Annotated in this window: 10 protein-coding genes and 1 pseudogene; 5 read left to right on the forward strand and 6 right to left on the reverse strand. The window is 60.8% G+C overall.

Translation table 11 applies throughout. The features are described from left to right. The first annotated feature begins 11 nt into the window (after nucleotides 1–11). Both ACZZ0K_RS06215 and ACZZ0K_RS06220 read left to right on the forward strand, forming a co-directional pair. The gene (locus ACZZ0K_RS06215; protein WP_056791517.1) at nucleotides 12–749 is read left to right on the forward strand and encodes an S-methyl-5'-thioinosine phosphorylase; all 738 of its coding nucleotides are present in this window, start codon (nucleotides 12–14) and stop codon (nucleotides 747–749) included. 9 nt (nucleotides 750–758) lie between these two features. Then, nucleotides 759–4,052: a DEAD/DEAH box helicase gene (locus tag ACZZ0K_RS06220; protein WP_258706993.1), complete on the forward strand. Its 3,294-nt coding sequence runs from the start codon at nucleotides 759–761 to the stop codon at nucleotides 4,050–4,052. Nucleotides 4,053–4,200: 148 nt separating this feature from the next. Here the strand turns inward: ACZZ0K_RS06220 and ACZZ0K_RS06225 are convergent. The 3 genes and pseudogenes from ACZZ0K_RS06225 to mfd form a co-directional block, all read right to left on the reverse strand. Continuing rightward, nucleotides 4,201–6,890 (reverse strand): annotated as a pseudogene (locus tag ACZZ0K_RS06225) (SNF2-related protein). Nucleotides 6,891–6,901: 11 nt separating this feature from the next. Next, the gene (locus tag ACZZ0K_RS06230; protein WP_258706992.1) at nucleotides 6,902–7,468 is read right to left on the reverse strand and encodes a peptidoglycan binding protein CsiV; all 567 of its coding nucleotides are present in this window, start codon (nucleotides 7,466–7,468) and stop codon (nucleotides 6,902–6,904) included. A 10-nt stretch (nucleotides 7,469–7,478) separates the two neighbouring features. Beyond that, nucleotides 7,479–10,928 carry a transcription-repair coupling factor gene (gene mfd / locus ACZZ0K_RS06235; protein WP_095182372.1) on the reverse strand — a complete coding sequence of 1,150 codons (3,450 nt, stop codon included), beginning with the start codon at nucleotides 10,926–10,928 and terminating at the stop codon, nucleotides 7,479–7,481. Between the two features lie 353 nt (nucleotides 10,929–11,281). Between mfd and ACZZ0K_RS06240 the strand changes: the two genes are divergently transcribed. Next, nucleotides 11,282–12,745 (forward strand): glyceraldehyde-3-phosphate dehydrogenase, encoded by a 1,464-nt coding sequence (locus ACZZ0K_RS06240; RefSeq protein ID WP_016775482.1) that lies wholly within the window; start codon nucleotides 11,282–11,284, stop codon nucleotides 12,743–12,745. Nucleotides 12,746–12,917: 172 nt separating this feature from the next. Here ACZZ0K_RS06240 and tcuC read toward each other — a convergent pair whose 3' ends face one another. Beyond that, a complete protein-coding gene (tcuC, locus tag ACZZ0K_RS06245) occupies nucleotides 12,918–14,216 on the reverse strand; it encodes an MFS transporter (protein ID WP_041477332.1) in 1,299 nt (432 codons plus the stop codon). A 75-nt stretch (nucleotides 14,217–14,291) separates the two neighbouring features. Between tcuC and ACZZ0K_RS06250 the strand changes: the two genes are divergently transcribed. Next, nucleotides 14,292–15,431 carry an FAD:protein FMN transferase gene (locus ACZZ0K_RS06250; protein WP_463559017.1) on the forward strand — a complete coding sequence of 380 codons (1,140 nt, stop codon included), beginning with the start codon at nucleotides 14,292–14,294 and terminating at the stop codon, nucleotides 15,429–15,431. Between the two features lie 107 nt (nucleotides 15,432–15,538). Continuing rightward, the gene (sthA, locus tag ACZZ0K_RS06255) at nucleotides 15,539–16,954 is read left to right on the forward strand and encodes a Si-specific NAD(P)(+) transhydrogenase (RefSeq protein WP_463559018.1); all 1,416 of its coding nucleotides are present in this window, start codon (nucleotides 15,539–15,541) and stop codon (nucleotides 16,952–16,954) included. Nucleotides 16,955–16,974: 20 nt separating this feature from the next. On the opposite strand, the gene ACZZ0K_RS06260 is transcribed toward sthA, so the two are convergent. Together ACZZ0K_RS06260 and ACZZ0K_RS06265 are read right to left on the reverse strand one after the other, a co-directional pair. Beyond that, nucleotides 16,975–17,697: a glycerophosphodiester phosphodiesterase gene (locus ACZZ0K_RS06260; RefSeq protein ID WP_258706990.1), complete on the reverse strand. Its 723-nt coding sequence runs from the start codon at nucleotides 17,695–17,697 to the stop codon at nucleotides 16,975–16,977. 14 nt (nucleotides 17,698–17,711) lie between these two features. Next, a complete protein-coding gene (locus ACZZ0K_RS06265; RefSeq protein ID WP_016775478.1) occupies nucleotides 17,712–18,293 on the reverse strand; it encodes a PilZ domain-containing protein in 582 nt (193 codons plus the stop codon). Nucleotides 18,294–18,368 lie beyond the last annotated feature (75 nt).

Here is an 18,368-nt window from a genome sequence, read left to right on the forward strand (position 1 = left end):
ATTTTTTCGTTATGACCGTTTACGCAATCATCGGCGGCACTGGCCTGACTCAGCTCGAAGGCCTGATCATTCGCCAGTCGCTGGCAGTCGACACCCCGTACGGCGCGCCTTCGGCCGAGGTGCAGATTGGTGAGTACGCCGGCAAGGAAGTGTTGTTTCTCGCCCGTCACGGTCACCCGCATCGTTTCCCGCCGCACAAGGTCAACTACCGCGCCAACCTCTGGGCGTTGAAGCAGGCGGGTGCCGAAGCGATCATCGCCGTTAACGCGGTGGGCGGTATTCATCCGGCCATGGGCACCGGGCATTTCTGCGTGCCGCACCAGATCGTCGACTACACCAGTGGGCGCGAGCACACCTATTTCGCCGATGATCTGGAACACGTCACCCACATCGATTTCAGCTTTCCCTACAGCGAGCCGTTGCGTCAGCAATTGATTGCAGCAGTCGCCGCCGAAGGCTGCGAATACAGCGATCAAGGCGTGTACGCCTGCACCCAGGGTCCGCGTCTGGAAACGGTCGCCGAGATCGTGCGACTGGAGCGTGACGGCTGCGACATCGTCGGCATGACCGGCATGCCGGAAGCGGCGCTGGCGCGTGAGCTGGATCTGGATTACGCCTGTCTGGCGCTGGTGGTGAATCCTGCAGCCGGCAAGACCACCGAAGTCATCACCATGGCCGAAATCGAGCAGGCCCTGCACGATGGCATGGGCAAGGTGAAATCAACGTTGGCGCGAGTGCTGGCCAGCTAAGGACTGTCCATGAGCATTTTCATCGAGCGGCTTAAAGGGCTGACATGGACCCACGCATTCAGTAGCAAGGCGTTGGCCAAGGCCCGCGCTTATGCCGCCGATGACCGGGTAGAGATCCTCGAGATCGATGACAGGAAGATCGAGGCGTTCTGCGTCGGTTCGCAACTTCAGGCGTATGAGCAAACCATTTACCTGTCAGAAGATCGGTTGGGATCGGTTAGCTTGCGATGCCTGTGCAGCTGTCCGGTTGCACTGGACTGCAAGCACAGCGCAGCGGTGCTCTATCACCTGCTGGGCACTGGCGAGGATGCGTCTGGAAGTGACGCGCAGACCCCGTTGGGACGAGCGCTGGAGCATTGGCTTTCAACAATTCCCGTGCCGGCCAAGCCAGCTGAAGAAAGTGCGCAAACCGCAGGCACGCGTCTGTTTTACAAGCTCAAACCGACGTCTGCGAACGGCAAGTGGCTGCTCGATATTTTCAAGGTCTACCAGCTCAAGAGCGGCGAGTTACGCGAGGTCAAACCGATGTACTCGCTCGCGGAAATGCTCATGCGCCAGCCCGGCTACCTGTCCGAGCTGGATCTGCGCATCGCCCGGCTGTTGGTCGCCATGCATTCCCATCACGCCTATTACAGCGGCTATCCGCTGGAAGGCAGCAGTGGCGCCGAACTGCTGGAAATGCTCCTGCGTACCTCGCGGCTGTTCCTCGACTTCGAAGACCTGCGAGCGCTGACACCGGGGGCGAAACGCGTCGGTCAGTTCTCTTGGGCCGAGCAGGCTGACGGCGGATTCCGCGCGCAATGGAGCAGTGCCGAAGCCGCGCAGGAAACCGTGCTGGCGCTGGAGCCGCTTTATTACCTTGATCGCGAGCAGCGCCAGGTTGGCCCGCTGTTCACTGAGCTGGAAGAAAAACTCGCCTGCCATTTGACCCTGGCGCCAGACATTCCGGCGCGTCAGGCCATGCAGTTCAGCCATCGCATGAGCGCGGCGACCCAAATTGCGCCACCGCACAAACTCACCGAACGGATCATCGATGACGTGCTGCCGCAGCCGCAACTGACCCTGGTCAGCGGCCGGGAACGTTCGCGCTGGGAATACGTGCTGGAGCACCGCGCCGCTCTGCTGTTTACCTACAACGGTCATCCGGCGGTGGATCGCAACCCGGAAGTGATGATCCTCAACGGCAGCGAAACCCAGCGCATTCAGCGTCAACCGGCGCTGGAAAAGAAGCTGCGCCAGAACCTGCAAAAACATGGCTTCAAGAAAGCCTCGCGCAAGAGTGCAATGGATCGTCCCGGCGAGATGTTTACCTTGCCGGATGATTCCGCCTGGCTCGGGTTCATGCACGAAGGGCTGGCCACGCTGCGCGCCGCAGATTGGAAAATCGAGATCAGTCCCGGTTTCCATTTCGATGTACAACCGGTTGAGCAGTGGTACGCGGAGGTTGAAGAAGAGGCTACGCATCAGTGGTTTGATCTGCAGTTGGGTATCGTCGTCAACGGCGAGCGCTACAGCTTGCTGCCGATCCTTCTGCACCTGTTGCGGACCCAGCCGCGCTTGCTCGACCCGGTCAATCTGGCGCAGCGCAGCGATGATGAAAAACTCCTGATCGAGCTCAAGCCCAGCGGTTTTGGCGACCCGGCCGGCGCCAAGGTCGCGTTGCCGCTGAGTCGGGTCAAACCGTTGATGGCGACGCTGGGCGAGCTGTATCTGGGCGGACACCAGGGCGATGCGCTGCGCTTGACCGCTCCAGACGCCGCACGCCTGAGTATGCTCGATGGCGTACCGCTGGACTGGCAGGGCGGCGAACGCCTGCGCACTTTTGCCAAGCGTCTGCAGAATTCCAGTCACGCCCAGGTTGCTGCGCCTGCCGGCCTCAACGCGCAACTGCGCCCGTATCAGCTCGAAGGCTTGAACTGGATGCAGACCCTGCGCGAGCTGGAGGTCGGCGGCATTCTGGGCGATGACATGGGCTTGGGCAAAACCTTGCAGACCCTGGCGCATCTGCTCACGGAAAAACACGCCGGGCGCCTGGACTGTCCGGCACTGGCGGTGATGCCCACCAGCCTGATTCCTAACTGGCTCGACGAAGCCGAGCGCTTCACGCCGCAGTTGAAAGTCCTGGCGCTGCACGGCACCGGGCGGCAAAAGGACTTTGCCAATCTGGGCGAATACGACTTGGTGCTGACCACTTACGCATTGCTGCCCAGGGACTTGGAAATCTTGCAGCCGCAGCTGTGGAGCGTGCTGATTCTCGACGAAGCGCAGAACATCAAGAACCCGCTGAGCAAAGCCGCCCAGGCCGCCCGTGACTTACAGGCCCGTCAGCGCTTGTGTTTGAGCGGTACGCCGCTGGAAAACCACCTCGGTGAGCTGTGGTCGCAGTTCCATTTCCTCATGCCCGGCTGGCTCGGCGACAGTAAATCCTTCAATCGCGATTACCGCACGCCGATCGAAAAGCACGGCAATGTGCAGCGCATGCAGCACCTGACCGCACGCATCAAGCCGTTTTTGCTGCGGCGCAAGAAGGATCAGGTCGCCACCGAGTTGCCGCCGAAAACCGAGATCATCCACTGGGTCGAACTCAGTGATGGTCAGCGCGACGTCTATGAGACGGTGCGCGTGGCGATGGACAAAAAGGTCCGCGACGAAATCGCCCGCAGCGGCGTGGCGCGCAGTCAGATCATCATCCTTGATGCGCTGCTCAAGCTGCGTCAGGTCTGCTGCGATCTGCGCCTGGTCAATATGCCGCTCACGGCAAAGGCGTTGCGCTCGGGCAGCGGCAAGCTGATCAGCCTGATGGAGATGCTCGAAGAATTGCTCGGCGAAGGGCGGCGCATTCTGCTGTTTTCCCAATTCACCTCGATGCTGGCGCTGATTGAGCAGGAGTTGCAACAGCGCGGTCTTGCCTACTCATTGCTGACCGGCGACACCATCGACCGGCGCACGCCAGTCAAGGATTTCCAGGGCGGCAAGGTGCCGTTGTTTCTGATCAGCCTCAAGGCCGGCGGTACCGGTCTGAACCTGACGGCGGCGGACACGGTGATTCACTTCGACCCGTGGTGGAACCCGGCAGTGGAGAACCAAGCGACCGATCGGGCGTATCGCATCGGCCAGAACAATCCGGTGTTCGTCTACAAGTTGATTGCCAAAGGCACCGTCGAAGAGAAGATCCAGGCGTTGCAGCAGGAGAAAGCGGCGCTGGCCGGGGCGGTGCTTGAGGGTGGCACGACGGGCGGATTCAAACTGGAACAGAGTGATATCGAGGCGTTGTTTGCGCCGTTGCCGGTTTCCAAGGGTTGAGCCCTGAGTGATTGCGCAATATTGGATGACCCCATCGCTGGCAAGCCAGCTCCCACAGGTATCGAGTTGAAACACAATCTTCGGTACAGGTCATAACCCTGTGGGAGCTGGCTTGCCAGCGATAGCTATCTAACCAGCGACGCCGCTTTCAGCGCTTGTCGATCTTGTCCGGCAACGGCGCAAACAGCGCTTCAATATCATCGCTCTGTAACTTCCAGTCCCCGGCCTTGCGCCCATCGAGCACGCCCGCTGCCAGGTCGGACTTTTCCTTCTGCAGGTGCTGAATTTTCTCTTCCACTGTGCCCCGGGCAATCATCTTGTAGACGAACACCGGTTTCTCCTGGCCGATTCGATACGCGCGGTCAGTCGCCTGATTCTCGGTTGCCGGGTTCCACCACGGGTCGTAGTGAATCACCGTGTCGGCTTCGGTCAGGTTCAAACCGACGCCACCGGCCTTCAGGCTGATCAGAAAAATCTGACGCGTGCCGCTCTGGAATTCCTTCACCGGTGTGCGCCGGTCGCGGGTCTGGCCAGTGAGGAGGGCGTAAGCGATCTTGCGTTTTTTCAATTCCTCTTCGATCAATGTCAGCATCGAAGTGAATTGCGAGAACAGCAGAATCCGCCGGCCTTCTTCGAACAGTTCCTCAAGCATTTCCATCAGGCTGTCGAGCTTGCCCGAGGTGCTGCCGCGCGCGGGCAGGGTGGCGTCGTTGACCAGGCGCAGATCGCAGCAGACCTGGCGCAGCTTGAGCAGTGCTTCGAGGATGATGATCTGGCTGCGTGCCACGCCTTTGCGAGTGATCTCGTCACGGACTTTCTTGTCCATCGCCAGGCGCATGGTCTCGTACACGTCGCGTTGCGCTTCGTTGAGTTCGACCCAATGGATGATTTCGGTTTTCGGCGGCAGCTCGGTGGCGACCTGCTCTTTGGTGCGGCGCAGCAGAAACGGTTTTATCCGACCGTTGAGGTGCTGCAGTCTGACTTCGCTACCGCGCTTTTCGATCGGCACGCGGTAATCGGCATTGAAACTTTTCACGTCGCCGAGCCAGCCCGGTAACAGGAAGTGGAACAGCGACCAGAGCTCGCCCAAGTGGTTTTCCAGCGGCGTGCCGCTGAGGCACAGGCGCTGGCGTGCATTCAGCTCGCGGGCGGCCTGGGCGGCTTTGCTGTTGGGGTTCTTGATGTATTGGGCTTCGTCCAGCACCAGAACGTGCAGCGGCTGTTTGGCCAAGCGCTCAAGGTCCTTGGGCAACAGGGCGTAAGTAGTGAGGATCAGGTCGAAGTCGGCCAGATTGTCGAAGTGCTTTTTCGCGTGGCGCCGTACAGTGCGAGGACTTTCAGTTGCGGGGTGAAGTGCGCCGCTTCGTCGAGCCAGTTCGGAATCAGGCTGGTCGGCATCACCACCATGCACGGACGATCGAGGCGTCCGGCGTTCTTTTCGCTGAGAATATGCGCCAGGGTCTGTAGGGTTTTGCCCAGGCCCATGTCATCCGCAAGAATCCCGCCGACCTCCAGTTGCCGCAGCGATTGCATCCAGCTCAAACCTTCCAGCTGATACGGGCGCAGCGTTGCATTCAGACCTTGCGGCGCTTCGGCCGTGAAATCGCGGATGTCGCGCAGGCGCTGGGCGAAGGTGCGGATCTGCTCGCCGCCTTCCCACAACAGCGGCAGGCCTTCCAGCGAATTGAGCCGGGTGGCGTCAGCCTTGCTCAGGCGCAGGGTGGTTTCGCCCGGCTCCTGCAAATAGAACTCGCCCAGCGTCATCAATACCGGCTTCAAGCGACCGAGCGGCAGCGCCACTTGCAACGGCCCATGCTCGCTGGTGCGTTGCGGAATGTTCACCAGAATCAGCTCGTCATCGCGACGGCGGGCGAGGCGTTCCGGGTTGAGGATCTCGGTGTGCGAGCGCATCAGATTCAGCAGAATCGGCAGCAGGCTCAGGCGCTCGCCGTTGACGATGATGCCAAGCTCCAGATCGAACCAGTCGCGCTCCGGCGCCTGTTCGACGGTGGCGTACCAGTCGTCGACGGCGGTCAGGTCGAAACCGAATTCCTCATCGATCTGCAACTCCCAGCCCTGGCTGCGCAACTTTGGCAAGTCATTGAGGGTGAAGGTCAGCCAGGCGCTGTCGTTGACCATCTCGTAGAGTTCGCCGGCGCTTTCCGGCAGGGCTTTGCTCTGCCTTGTGGCGATGCGGAAACCGAGGATGCGTAACTGTTCGCGGTAGGACTGTTCGACGTCCGGGTGACGTTTTATTCGCAGGGTCTGGGCTTCCTGACGGATCAGGATATCGCTGTGTTTTTGCCCGCTGACGTATTCGTCCAGATAGCTGAACGACAGTGCCGCGCGATGCTGAATGTAGCGCTGCATCTTGCCGTTGCGCGGCTCGAAGGCGCTGAATTCGACGCTCGCCAGCCATAGGCGTGGCACCGGTTGCACGTTGTCCACCAGCACTTGCGGTGGCGCTTTAGGGCTACGGTTCTCCAGCACGGCCTGGAGTTTTTCCAGCAACTCGGCATCTTTCGCGGCGGCGGGGTAGTCGAGGGTTTCCTGGATTTTCAGCAGCACCGCCGCGCAGTGTTTGCAGTTGCTGCGCACCGGGCAGGTGCAGGTGGCATCGACCAGCAGCAGGGTGGCTTTGGCTGACTCGCGCAGATGGATGGTCTGCCGGTAGACACTGCCGCCAGAACCTTCGCAACTGGCGGTGATGGTCGCATCGCCGACCTGGGCGATGCGCACTCGATTCTCCAAAGCGTAGCGGCGGCCGCGCTCCAGACTCTGCTCTTTGAATCGGCTGACCCACGACGGGGCCAGCGGTTTGCTCAGGGGCGGCGGCATAAGGACGTCGATCAGTCCGGCACGACTTCAGGCGCTTCGCGAGGCGCTGGCGCGGTCAGGGATGTGATCTTGATCAGCAGGGCCAGATGGCCGTTGTCGAGGTAATTGAGCTGGCCGTTCTTGGTGTGGCTGTCCTGGCGCAGGAGCTCACTGGCGGTGACCAGGCCATTGGCGTCGATCTGATTGACCCAGAAATCGGCGGTCACGTCGGTGAAGCGGCCGAGTTTCATTTCCAGCGTGCCCTCGATGGGGAACTGGCCGAACTGTTCCTGACCTTCGCTCACTGCGACTTTCGCCGGCGCTTCGCCGAGGCTCTGCTGCCAGGCTTTGTGCATCAACACGGTGTACTCGCCGCTGGCGGTGAGTTTGCTCACTACATCATTCAGCGCTGGGGTGCGCTGGCTGTCGCTGCCCAGACGCTGGGCGCCAGCGGCCCAGTCTTCCGGGGCGGCGCGGCTGACGATGGCCGGGACGGCATTCTGGCGCACCAGGATCATTTCGACCTGATACGTGTCATCGGCAAACGCCGTCGGTGCTGCAAGTGCAAGCAACAAAGTCAGGGAGCGGAACAGGCGCATCGGGCGTCCTTCAAGCGGATTTCGGGATGAGACGCTCAAACAGCGCCTCGACAGTATTGAAACGTTCTTCCGGGCGCTCCATCGGCACCTGGAATTTAAACATCGTCGCGCCTTCGAACTTGTAGCGCTTGGGCTGCGTCTGGATCAGCTTGATCAGGGTCATCGGGTCAACCGGCGTCTGCGCTTCGAACTCGATGCGCCCGCCTTGCGGCCCGCCGTCGACTTTCTTGATGCCGAGCTTTTCCGCCTGCAGTTTCAATGCGGTGATCCGCACCAGGTTCTTGGTCGGCTCCGGCAACAGGCCGAAACGGTCGATCATCTCCACCTGCAGGTCCTTGAGGCCTTCCTCGTCGGTGGCCGAGGCGATGCGTTTATACAGAATCAGCCGCGCATGCACATCCGGCAGGTAATCTTCCGGAATCAGCGCCGGCACCCGCAGATTGACTTCCGGGCCGCCGCCAAGCGGTTGATCGAGGTTCGGCTGCTCGCCCTTGCGGATCGACTTCACCGCGCGCTCGAGCATTTCCATGTACAGGGTGAAACCAACGGCCTGAATCTGCCCGCTCTGACCGTCGCCGAGCAGTTCGCCGGCGCCACGGATTTCCAGGTCGTTGGTGGCCAGGACGAAACCGGCGCCGAGGTCCTGGGTATTGGCGATCGCTTCCAGACGTTTTTCCGCGTCCGAAGTGATTTGCTGGCGTGGCGGTGTCAGCAGGTAGGCGTAAGCCTGGTGGTGACTGCGACCGACACGACCACGCAACTGGTGCAGCTGGGCCAGGCCGAACTTGTCGGCGCGCTCGATGATGATGGTGTTGGCGCTCGGCACGTCGATGCCGGTCTCGATGATGGTCGAGGCGATCAGCACGTTGAAGCGCTTGTGGTAGAAGTCGCTCATCACCTGTTCGAGTTCACGTTCGCGCATCTGCCCGTGGCCGATACCGATGCGCGCTTCTGGCACCAGTTCGGCGAGGTCGGCGGCGCATTTCTCGATGGTCTTCACATCGTTGTGCAGGTAATAAACCTGACCGCCACGCAGCAGTTCACGCAGCAGGGCCTCTTTGACCGTGCTCTTGTTCTGCTCCATTACAAAAGTGCGCACCGACAGGCGCCGCGCTGGCGGCGTGGCGATGATCGACAGATCGCGCATGCCCGACACCGCCATGTTCAGCGTGCGCGGAATCGGCGTCGCGGTCAGGGTAAGGATGTCGACTTCGCTGCGCAGGGCCTTGAGCTGTTCTTTCTGGCGCACGCCAAAGCGGTGCTCTTCGTCGATGATCACCAGCCCGAGGTTTTTGATCTTCACATCATCGGACAGCAGTTTGTGCGTGCCGATGACGATGTCGATCTTGCCTTCCGCCAGATCGGCGATCGCCGCGTTGACTTCCTTGGCCGATTTGAAGCGACTCATCACTTCGACGGTCACCGGCCAGTCGGCGAAGCGGTCGCGGAAGCTGTTGTAGTGCTGCTGGGCGAGCAGGGTGGTCGGCACCAGAATCGCCACCTGACGACCGCCGTGCACGGCAATGAACGCCGCGCGCATGGCCACTTCGGTCTTGCCGAAGCCAACGTCGCCGCAGACCAGGCGATCCATCGGTTTCGGCGCGAGCATGTCTTCGCGCACGGCCTCGATGGTCGCTTGCTGATCGGGTGTTTCTTCGAACGGGAAACCGGCGCTGAAGGTGGCGTAATCGGCCTTCGGGTCGGCGAAGGCGTAACCTTCACGGGCGGCACGACGGGCGTAAATGTCGAGCAATTCGGCGGCGACGTCACGCACCTGCTCGGCGGCCTTGCGCTTGGCTTTCTGCCAGGTTTCCGAGCCGAGGCGGTGCAGCGGCGCGAGCGAATCGTCGCTGCCGGTGTAGCGCGCGATCAGGTGCAGGTTGGCCACTGGCACGTAGAGCTTGGCGTTCTCGGCGTATTCGAGGGTGAGGAACTCGGCGGCCTGATTGTCGATTTCCAGAATCGTCAGGCCCAGGTAGCGGCCGACGCCGTGGTCGATATGCACCACCGGCGCGCCTTCGCGCAGTTCGGTGAGGTTCTTGATCACCGCATCGTTGCTGACGTCGCTGCGCTTCTCGCGACGACGACGTTGCATGACCCGTTGGCCGAACAGCGGACTTTCCGCCACCAGCGCCAGCGCCGGGTCGTCGAGCAGCAGACCCTCGTCGAGCGGGGCGATGGTGATCGCCATACGATCCTTGCTGGCGACGAAGTCAGGCCAGCTGTCGACGGTTTTCGGCCGCAACTTCAGGCGTTCCAGCAGTTCCAGCAGGACTTCGCGACGACCCGCCGATTCAGCGGTGAACAGCACGCGACCGGGGAATTCTTCGAGGAAACCGGCCAGCGCCGCCAGCGGTTGCGTGGCCTTGGCTTCGATGGCCAGATCCGGCAGCGCATGGGCCGGGAAGCGTTCGCGGCCGACACCGCTTTCAACGTCCTGTTGACTGGCAACGACGCGTGGCCAGTTCTTCAGGCGCGCGAAGCAGTCTTCCACCGGCAGGAACAATTCGGCCGGTGGCAATAAAGGACGCGATGGATCGACGCGGCGTTCTTCGTAACGATTGCGCACGTCGTTCCAGAAGTTTTCCGCCGCCTGCTCGATGCCCGGCAGCGAGAACACTTGTGTGTCCTGAGGTAAGTAATCGAACAGCGTCGAAGTTTCGTCGAAGAACAGCGGCAGGTAGTACTCGATACCGGCCGGGGTGATACCGCTGCTCAGGTCCTGAAAGATCGGGCAGCGGCGGAAGTCGACGTCGAAGCGCTCGCGAAAGCGCGCCTTGAAGCGGGTGACTGCGTCTTTCTGCAACGGGAATTCGCGGGCCGGCAGCAGCTTGACCGACTCGACCTTGTCGATTGAACGCTGGGTTTCCGGATCGAAGGTGCGCAGGGTTTCGATTTCGTCGTCGAACAGGTCGATGCGATACGGCAGTTTGCTGCCCATCGGGAACAGGTCGATCAGCGCGCCGCGTACGGTGAACTCGCCGTGCTCGTACACCGTGTCGACATAGCGATAGCCGCTGGCTTCGAGCCGCGCGCGCATCTGTTCGACGTCGAGCTTCTGGCCGATATCCAGCACCAGGCTGCTGCCGAGCAGGAATTTGGTCGGCGCCAAGCGATGCAGGGCGGTGGTGATCGGAACTACCAGCACGCCGTGGGCCAGTTCCGGCAGGCGGTAAAGGCTGGCGATGCGCTGGGAGATGATGTCCTGGTGCGGCGAGAACAGGTCGTAGGGCAGGGTTTCCCAGTCGGGGAAATGCAGTACGGGCAAATCCGGGGCGAAGAAACTCAGCTCCTGTTCCAGCCGTTCGGCGCTTTGGCTGTCGGCGGTCAGCAGCAGGGTAAAGCGCTTGGCAGCGCTGGCAGCCTCGGCAATCGCCAGGCTGAGGGCGGCACCGGGCAGATTGCCCCAGTGCTGTTTACCTGCTTCGGCAGGGAGTAACGGTAGACGCAGAACAGGCACGGAAGGTTGAGCTCCAGGCGTTGCGACAAAGTCGGTAATTGTAGCGGCCTCCGGTGCCGCCTGTCAGTTGCAGACTGCGTCTATCTTCACGGTTTGGACGAAATGTAGTGGTAACCATAAAAACGAGCACTTTTTTCATGGTTATGTAGTGCCGAAACCGGGTGGTGTTACGGAGGGTTACAGACATCGTCTAACAGTCGTCGAAAAATTGACTGCGCTGAAAGCCCCGGTTTTACTGGGCTGGAGAAAGGCGTAAATTTTTTGAACGGGATTTTGTTACCGATTGCGCGACAAGCGCGCATTGCTGAAAGGGCTTGTCGGCGGCATAATGTAGCCCCTTTTTCTGCCCCTACATGTGGAAGGTTACCGTGACTCAGAAGCCCGACCAGTGTCTTGGTGAATGGATCGACCGTGAAGCACTCGCAGAAGCGATGATTCCGCTTATCGGTCAGCTCTACCGCAATAACAACGTGGTTAGCTCGATCTATGGCCGCAGCCTGATCAACCAGTCTGTCATCGCGATTCTCAAAGCTCACCGCTTTGCTCGCCACCGTTCTTCCGACGACAGCGAACTCTCCGTCCACGAAACATTCCCACTGCTCAAGGCCATGAGCGAGCTCAAGCTCGGCGCGGCGTCGGTGGATCTGGGCAAGCTGGCGTTCAAATTCCGCAATGAAGGCAACGGCCGCAGCGCCGAGCAGTTCGTGCGTGAAGAGATGGCTGACGTGGTTGGCCAGCAGAACGCTTCGGCCCGCAAAGGCACCGACGTTGTTCTTTACGGCTTCGGTCGTATCGGCCGTCTGCTGGCGCGCATCCTGATCGAGAAAACCGGTGGCGGCGACGGCCTGCGTCTGCGCGCCATCGTCGTGCGCAAAGGCGCCGAGAACGACCTGACCAAACGCGCCAGCCTGCTGCGTCGCGATTCGGTACACGGTTCGTTCAACGGCACCATTACCATCGACGAAGAAAACAACACCATCACCGCCAACGGTAACCTGATCCAGGTGATCTACGCGAAGAACCCGACCGAGGTGGATTACACCCAGTACGGCATCAAAGACGCGCTGCTGGTGGACAACACCGGTGTATGGCGTGACGCCGATGGCCTGGGTCAGCACCTGGCCTGCCCGGGTATCGATCGCGTTGTTCTGACCGCGCCTGGCAAGGGCAAGCTGAAGAACATCGTTCACGGCATCAACCATGGTGAAATCACCGCTGACGACAAGATTGTCTCGGCTGCTTCCTGCACCACCAACGCTATCGTGCCGGTGCTCAAAGCGGTCAACGACAAGTTCGGCATCATCAACGGTCACGTCGAAACCGTTCACTCGTACACCAACGACCAGAACCTGATCGACAACTTCCACAAGGGCGATCGCCGTGGCCGCAGCGCCGCGCTGAACATGGTGATCACCGAGACCGGCGCCGCCACCGCTGCTGCCAAGGCTCTGCCTGAGCTGGCCGGCAAGCTGACCGGCAACGCGATTCGTGTTCCGACGCCAAACGTGTCGATGGCCATTCTCAACCTCAACCTTGAGAAAGCCGCCACCCGCGAAGAGATGAACGAGTACCTGCGCTACATGGCGCTGCACTCCGAGCTGCACAAGCAGATCGACTTCGTCAATTCGCAGGAAGTGGTGTCGACTGACTTCGTTGGCTCGCGTCACGCCGGTGTAGTCGACGCTGAAGCGACCATCGTGCAGGACAACCGTGTCGTTCTGTACGTCTGGTACGACAACGAGTTCGGCTACAGCTGCCAGGTGGTTCGTGTGATGGAAGACATGGCTGATGTGAATCCGCCAGCGTTCCCGCGCTAAGCTTCAGGCTTGAATGAAAACGCCCCGGCATTTTGTCGGGGCGTTTTTGTTTGTGGGCCTGTTGGATCTTCGGCGTCCTTGCCGGCCTCTTCGCGAGCAGGCTCGCTCCCACACTGGATCAGTGTCGTTCACAATCTTCTGTGGGAGCGAGCCTGCTCGCGAAAGCATTCTGTCAGGCGCCGCTGGCTACCGAGGCCTGCGCCGTGCGCAACTCATGCCGGTTGCCACGGAACAACACCAACGTCGCAATCAACCCCAACACCGCCGCGCCACTGAGCCAGATGCCCGGTGCTGCCTTGTTGTCCAGCACATGAATCAGATAGGTGCACGCTGCCGGAGTAAATCCGCCGAACGTCGCCGTTGCCAAACTGTAGGCCAGGGAAAACCCGGTCGTGCGCACTTCCACCGGCATGATCTCGGTCAGCGCCACCACCATCGCGCCGTTGTACGAGCCGTACAGGAACGACAGCCACAATTCGACAATCAGCAAATGGCTGAAGCTCGGATTCGCCACCAGCCACGACAGTGCCGGATACGCCGTGAGGATCGCCAGAATCGTCGCCGCCAGCAGTAAGGGTTTTCGGCCGATCTTGTCGGATACCGCGCCCATCACCGGTAGCCAGAAGAAGTTCGACAAGCCGATGCACACCGTCACCAACAGCGCATCGAGATCAGACAGGTGCAGTTCGGCCTTGCCGAACGTGGGGGTGTAAGCGGTGATCAGGTAGAACGACACCGTGGTCATCACCACCAGCGCCATGCCGGCAATGACGATGCCGAAGTTCTGCCCGATCGAGCGGACGATTTCGCCGAGGGTAGGGCGGTGGGTGCGCGCCTGGAACTCCGGGGTTTCTTCCAGCGAGCGACGGATGAAAAAAATCACCGGCACGATCATGCAGCCAATCAGAAACGGTACGCGCCAGCCCCATTCGCCCATCTGTTCAGGGCTCAGCCAGTGGTTGAGGCCAACGCCGAGCAGACCGGCGAACACCACGGCTGCCTGTTGGCTGGCGGACTGCCAACTGACGAAAAAGCCTTTACGCCCCGGCGTCGAAATTTCCGCCAGATACACCGACACGCCGCCCAGTTCCACGCCCGCCGAGAAGCCTTGCAGCAAACGGCCGAACAACACCAGCAGCGGCGCGGCGACACCGAGCGTCGCGTAGCCGGGTACGCAGGCAATCAGCACTGTACCGGCGGCCATCATCGCCAAAGTGATGATCAGCCCTTTGCGCCGTCCGTGACGGTCGATATAGGCACCGAGGAAAATCGCCCCCAGCGGACGCATCAGGAAGCCGGCGCCGAAGGTCGCCAGCGACAGCATCAGCGAAGCGAACGCGCTGTCGGTGGGGAAGAAGGTTTTGGCGATGGCCGTGGCATAGAAGCCGTAGACCATGAAGTCGAACATTTCGAGGAAGTTGCCGCTGACAACGCGAAAGATCGCTTTGCCTTTGCCCGTGGTGGAGGACATGGGAGGTACTCACTGTTCAATTTTGTATAAAGGCGTTGCAGCCATGGGGAAGCGAGCGGGCGCTTGTAGTTCATAATGGCCGCCGTGGTTTTGCGGGGAGATGAAGAATTGTTAACTGGACGCTGGTTGGGGCTTGTGGTGTTGGCGGTGGCAATCGGCGGCTGCGGCAACGGCGATTCCCTGGAACAGGTCGGTGGCTCGACCATGGGCAGCACTTGGTCGGTCAAGTACGTGCGCCACGCCGGGGTCGCCGATCCTGCGCAGGTGCGCAGCAAAGTGCAGGCCATCCTCGGTGAAGTCGATCAACAGCTGTCGACTTACCGCAGTGACTCCGTCATCGAGCGTTTCAACGCCTTGCCCGCCGATAGCTGCCAAGCCATGCCGACAGCGGTGCTCGAATTGGTCCGCATCGGCGAACAGCTTTCAATCCAAAGCGAAGGCTCCTACGACCTGACCGTGGAACCGCTGCTGGACCTCTGGGGATTCGGCCCGCAAGGACGCGAAGAAAAGATCCCTGATGCGGCCGCTGTGGCCGAGGTCATGCAGCGGGTCGGCCATCAGCATCTGCGCATCGATGGCGAGCGGTTGTGCAAGGACGCCGCCGTCGAAGTCGACTTCAACAGCATTGCCGCCGGTTACGCCGTGGATACCATCGCCGCCAGATTGCAGGGCATGGGCATCGACAATTACCTGGTCGAAGCCACGGGCGAACTCAAAGCCCGGGGCAAGAAGCCGGATGGTTCCGCGTGGCGCATCGCTCTCGAAGAGCCTCGCGATGACCAGCAAGTGGCCGAGCGGATTATCGATGTCGATGGCTACGGCGTGTCCACCTCCGGTGACTACCGCCATTATTTTCTGCAGGACGGTCGGCGTTATTCCCACACCTTCGATGCACGCAGCGGAAGGCCGGTCCTACATGATCTGGCGTCAGTCACGGTGATTCATCCTTCAGCGTTGATGGCCGATGGACTATCGACGCTGTTGCTGATTCTCGGGCCGGAAAGGGCGCGGGACTATGCCCAAAAACATGACATTGCTGCATTCTTTGTCTTGCGTGCCGATACAGGTTTCGTCACCCGCAGCAGTCAGGCATTTACGCAGCTTGTCGGTGAAAAAACTGACCGGAGACAAGACGAAAGCTGGCGTTGTAGTGCAGGCAAAAGTAGCCTACGACGCGACCAAGGGTTAATGTGCGCGGCGTTGACGCTTCTATAGACTGTGTCCGGGTTCTTCACTGGCCCCCAATTGTTCCTTCGCGCCGCCGTTCGGCGTGATTTAGCCGCCGGTGCTGCTGGCACCGCGGCCTGTTCTGAGGAGTACGCATGGCTGTCTACAACTACGACGTGGTGGTACTGGGTTCCGGCCCGGCGGGAGAAGGCGCGGCAATGAACGCCGCCAAAGCGGGGCGCAAGGTCGCGATGGTCGACAGCCGTCGTCAGGTCGGCGGCAACTGCACCCACCTAGGCACCATCCCGTCCAAGGCACTGCGTCACTCGGTGCGGCAGATCATGCAGTTCAACACCAACCCGATGTTCCGCGCGATCGGCGAGCCACGCTGGTTCTCCTTCCCAGACGTGTTGAAAAGCGCCGAAAAAGTCATTTCCAAACAAGTCGCATCGCGCACCGGCTACTACGCCCGTAACCGCGTCGACGTGTTCTTCGGTACCGGCAGCTTCGCCGACGAGCAGACCATCGAAGTGGTTTGCGGCAACGGCGTGGTCGAGAAGCTGGTGGCCAAGCACATCATCATCGCCACCGGTTCGCGCCCGTATCGCCCGGCGGACATCGATTTCCACCACCCGCGTATCTACGATAGCGACACCATCCTCAGCCTCGGTCACACCCCGCGCAAACTGATCGTTTACGGCGCTGGTGTGATCGGATGCGAATACGCATCGATCTTCAGTGGTCTGGGTGTGCTGGTCGAACTGGTCGACAACCGTGGCCAGTTGCTGAGCTTCCTTGACTCGGAAATTTCCCAGGCGCTCAGCTACCACTTCAGCAACAACAACATCACCGTGCGTCACAACGAAGAGTACGACCGCGTCGAAGGCGTGGACAACGGCGTGATCCTGCACCTGAAATCCGGCAAGAAGATCAAGGCCGACGCCTTGCTCTGGTGCAACGGCCGTACCGGCAACACCGACACGCTGGGTCTGGAAAACATCGGGGTCAAGGTCAACAGCCGTGGCCAGATCGAAGTCGACCAGAACTACCGCACCTGCGTGGAGAACATCTACGGCGCCGGTGACGTGATCGGCTGGCCAAGCCTGGCCAGCGCCGCCCACGACCAGGGTCGTTCGGCCGCTGGCAGCATCGTCGACAATGGCAGCTGGCGCTTCGTCAATGACGTGCCGACCGGCATCTACACCATTCCGGAGATCAGCTCGATCGGCAAGAACGAGCAGGAGCTGACCCAGGCCAAAGTGCCGTACGAAGTCGGCAAGGCCTTCTTCAAGAGCATGGCGCGGGCGCAGATTGCCGGTGAGCCGCAGGGCATGCTGAAGATCCTCTTCCACCGCGAAACGCTGGAAGTGCTCGGCGTGCATTGCTTCGGTTATCAGGCGTCGGAGATCGTTCACATCGGTCAGGCGATCATGAACCAGCCGGGCGAGCTGAACACCCTGAAGTATTTCGTCAACACCACGTTCAATTACCCGACCATGGCCGAAGCCTATCGGGTAGCGGCGTACGACGGCCTCAACCGGCTTTTTGACGGGCTCCGGCCGGTGGCCTGAGCCGGCCGGGGAGACCGATTTCAGCAATTCTCAAGGGTGGCAGTGGCCAAACCGGGAAAGTCTGTAATCAGGCTGTCAACGCCGAAGTCGGCGAGTCTGCGCATCAGTGCAGGCTCGTTGACGGTCCACACCGACACATGCAGGCCCTGACGCTGCGCCTTTTGCAGGCGTTCCGGCGTACACAGCGTCCAGTTCAACGCGAGAATTTCGCAACCGTAGCTGGCCGCCACCTTCAACGGATCGAGCCAGGCGTATTCGGCCACCAGGCCGCGCGATACGTCCGGTACCAGGTCCAGCGCTGCCTTCAAGACTTCCCGTGAGCTCGAGGTGATCGTCACCTTGTCGAGCATGCCATGCCGTTGAGCCATTTCCCGAATCGCCAGCACGGTAGTCGCCGCGCGGGTGCGTGAAGCGCTTTTGACTTCCAGTTGCCAGTGCTCGAAATCACATTGCTCGAACAATTCTTCCAGCGTCGGAATCGGGCACGGCTGGATCCAGCCCGGGCCGCCCTTGCGTGCGTCGTAGGTCACCAGTTCGGCGGCGGTGTGCTCGACGACTTTGCCGCGACGGTCGGTGGTGCGTTTGAGCGTCGGGTCATGGATGACCATCAGCTCGCCGTCCTTGGACAGGTGCAGATCCAGTTCGCAGCGGCGCACGCCGTGCTTGAGGCACTCCTGAAAGCTGCTCAGGGTGTTTTCCGGTGCTTCGCCCTTGGCGCCGCGGTGGCCGTAGATGAGGGTCACGGTGCTTCCTTAAGTTAAATGCCAGATTCGTTCTGTTCGCGGGCCAGACGGCGTTCCTGAGCCTGCTTCTGCAAGATGTAGCGCGCGAGCAATTGGCGTTGGGCATCGGTCGGGCGCTCGAACTCGGTGCCGACGTCATAGCCATCGCCCTTGGGATCGCAATGGGTGACCCGGGCACGCAGCAGCAGGCCAAGCGCCTGCGGCATCAGTACCAGTTTCACCGACAGGTGTGCGCCGGTGGCAATCGGGGTCGGGTACTGAAAGTCGATCCCGCCCTCGGAGATGATCACCGGCTGCGGCTCGCCGATGTGGCCGAGCACGGTCAGGGCGATCACCTGGCTGAGCAGGTCGATGCGTTTGTTCTGCGATTTGAGGAAGGCAGCGATGGCGCGGTCGCGCTCGCTGATCTGTCGCAGCAGGTGCTGCGACTCGAATTCGCTCAGGTGCAGTTCGCTGAGCAAGTTGAAGAGTGGGGAAGCATCCTGCAACACTTCCTGGCCTGCGGCTTCGGGAGCGGACAGGGGCCGAATTTCCAGTGCGATCGTGTCCTCGATACGGTAGTATTCGCGGCGATCTTCTTCATCTAATGTCGACATGGCGAACCCATGGTAGCGGCGGTGGTCTGAGTGTAAAGCTGGTTTTCGACCCCCGCCACAAGGACGTTCCTTTTC

The sequence above is a fragment of the Pseudomonas sp. AC255 genome, from assembly GCF_979258175.1.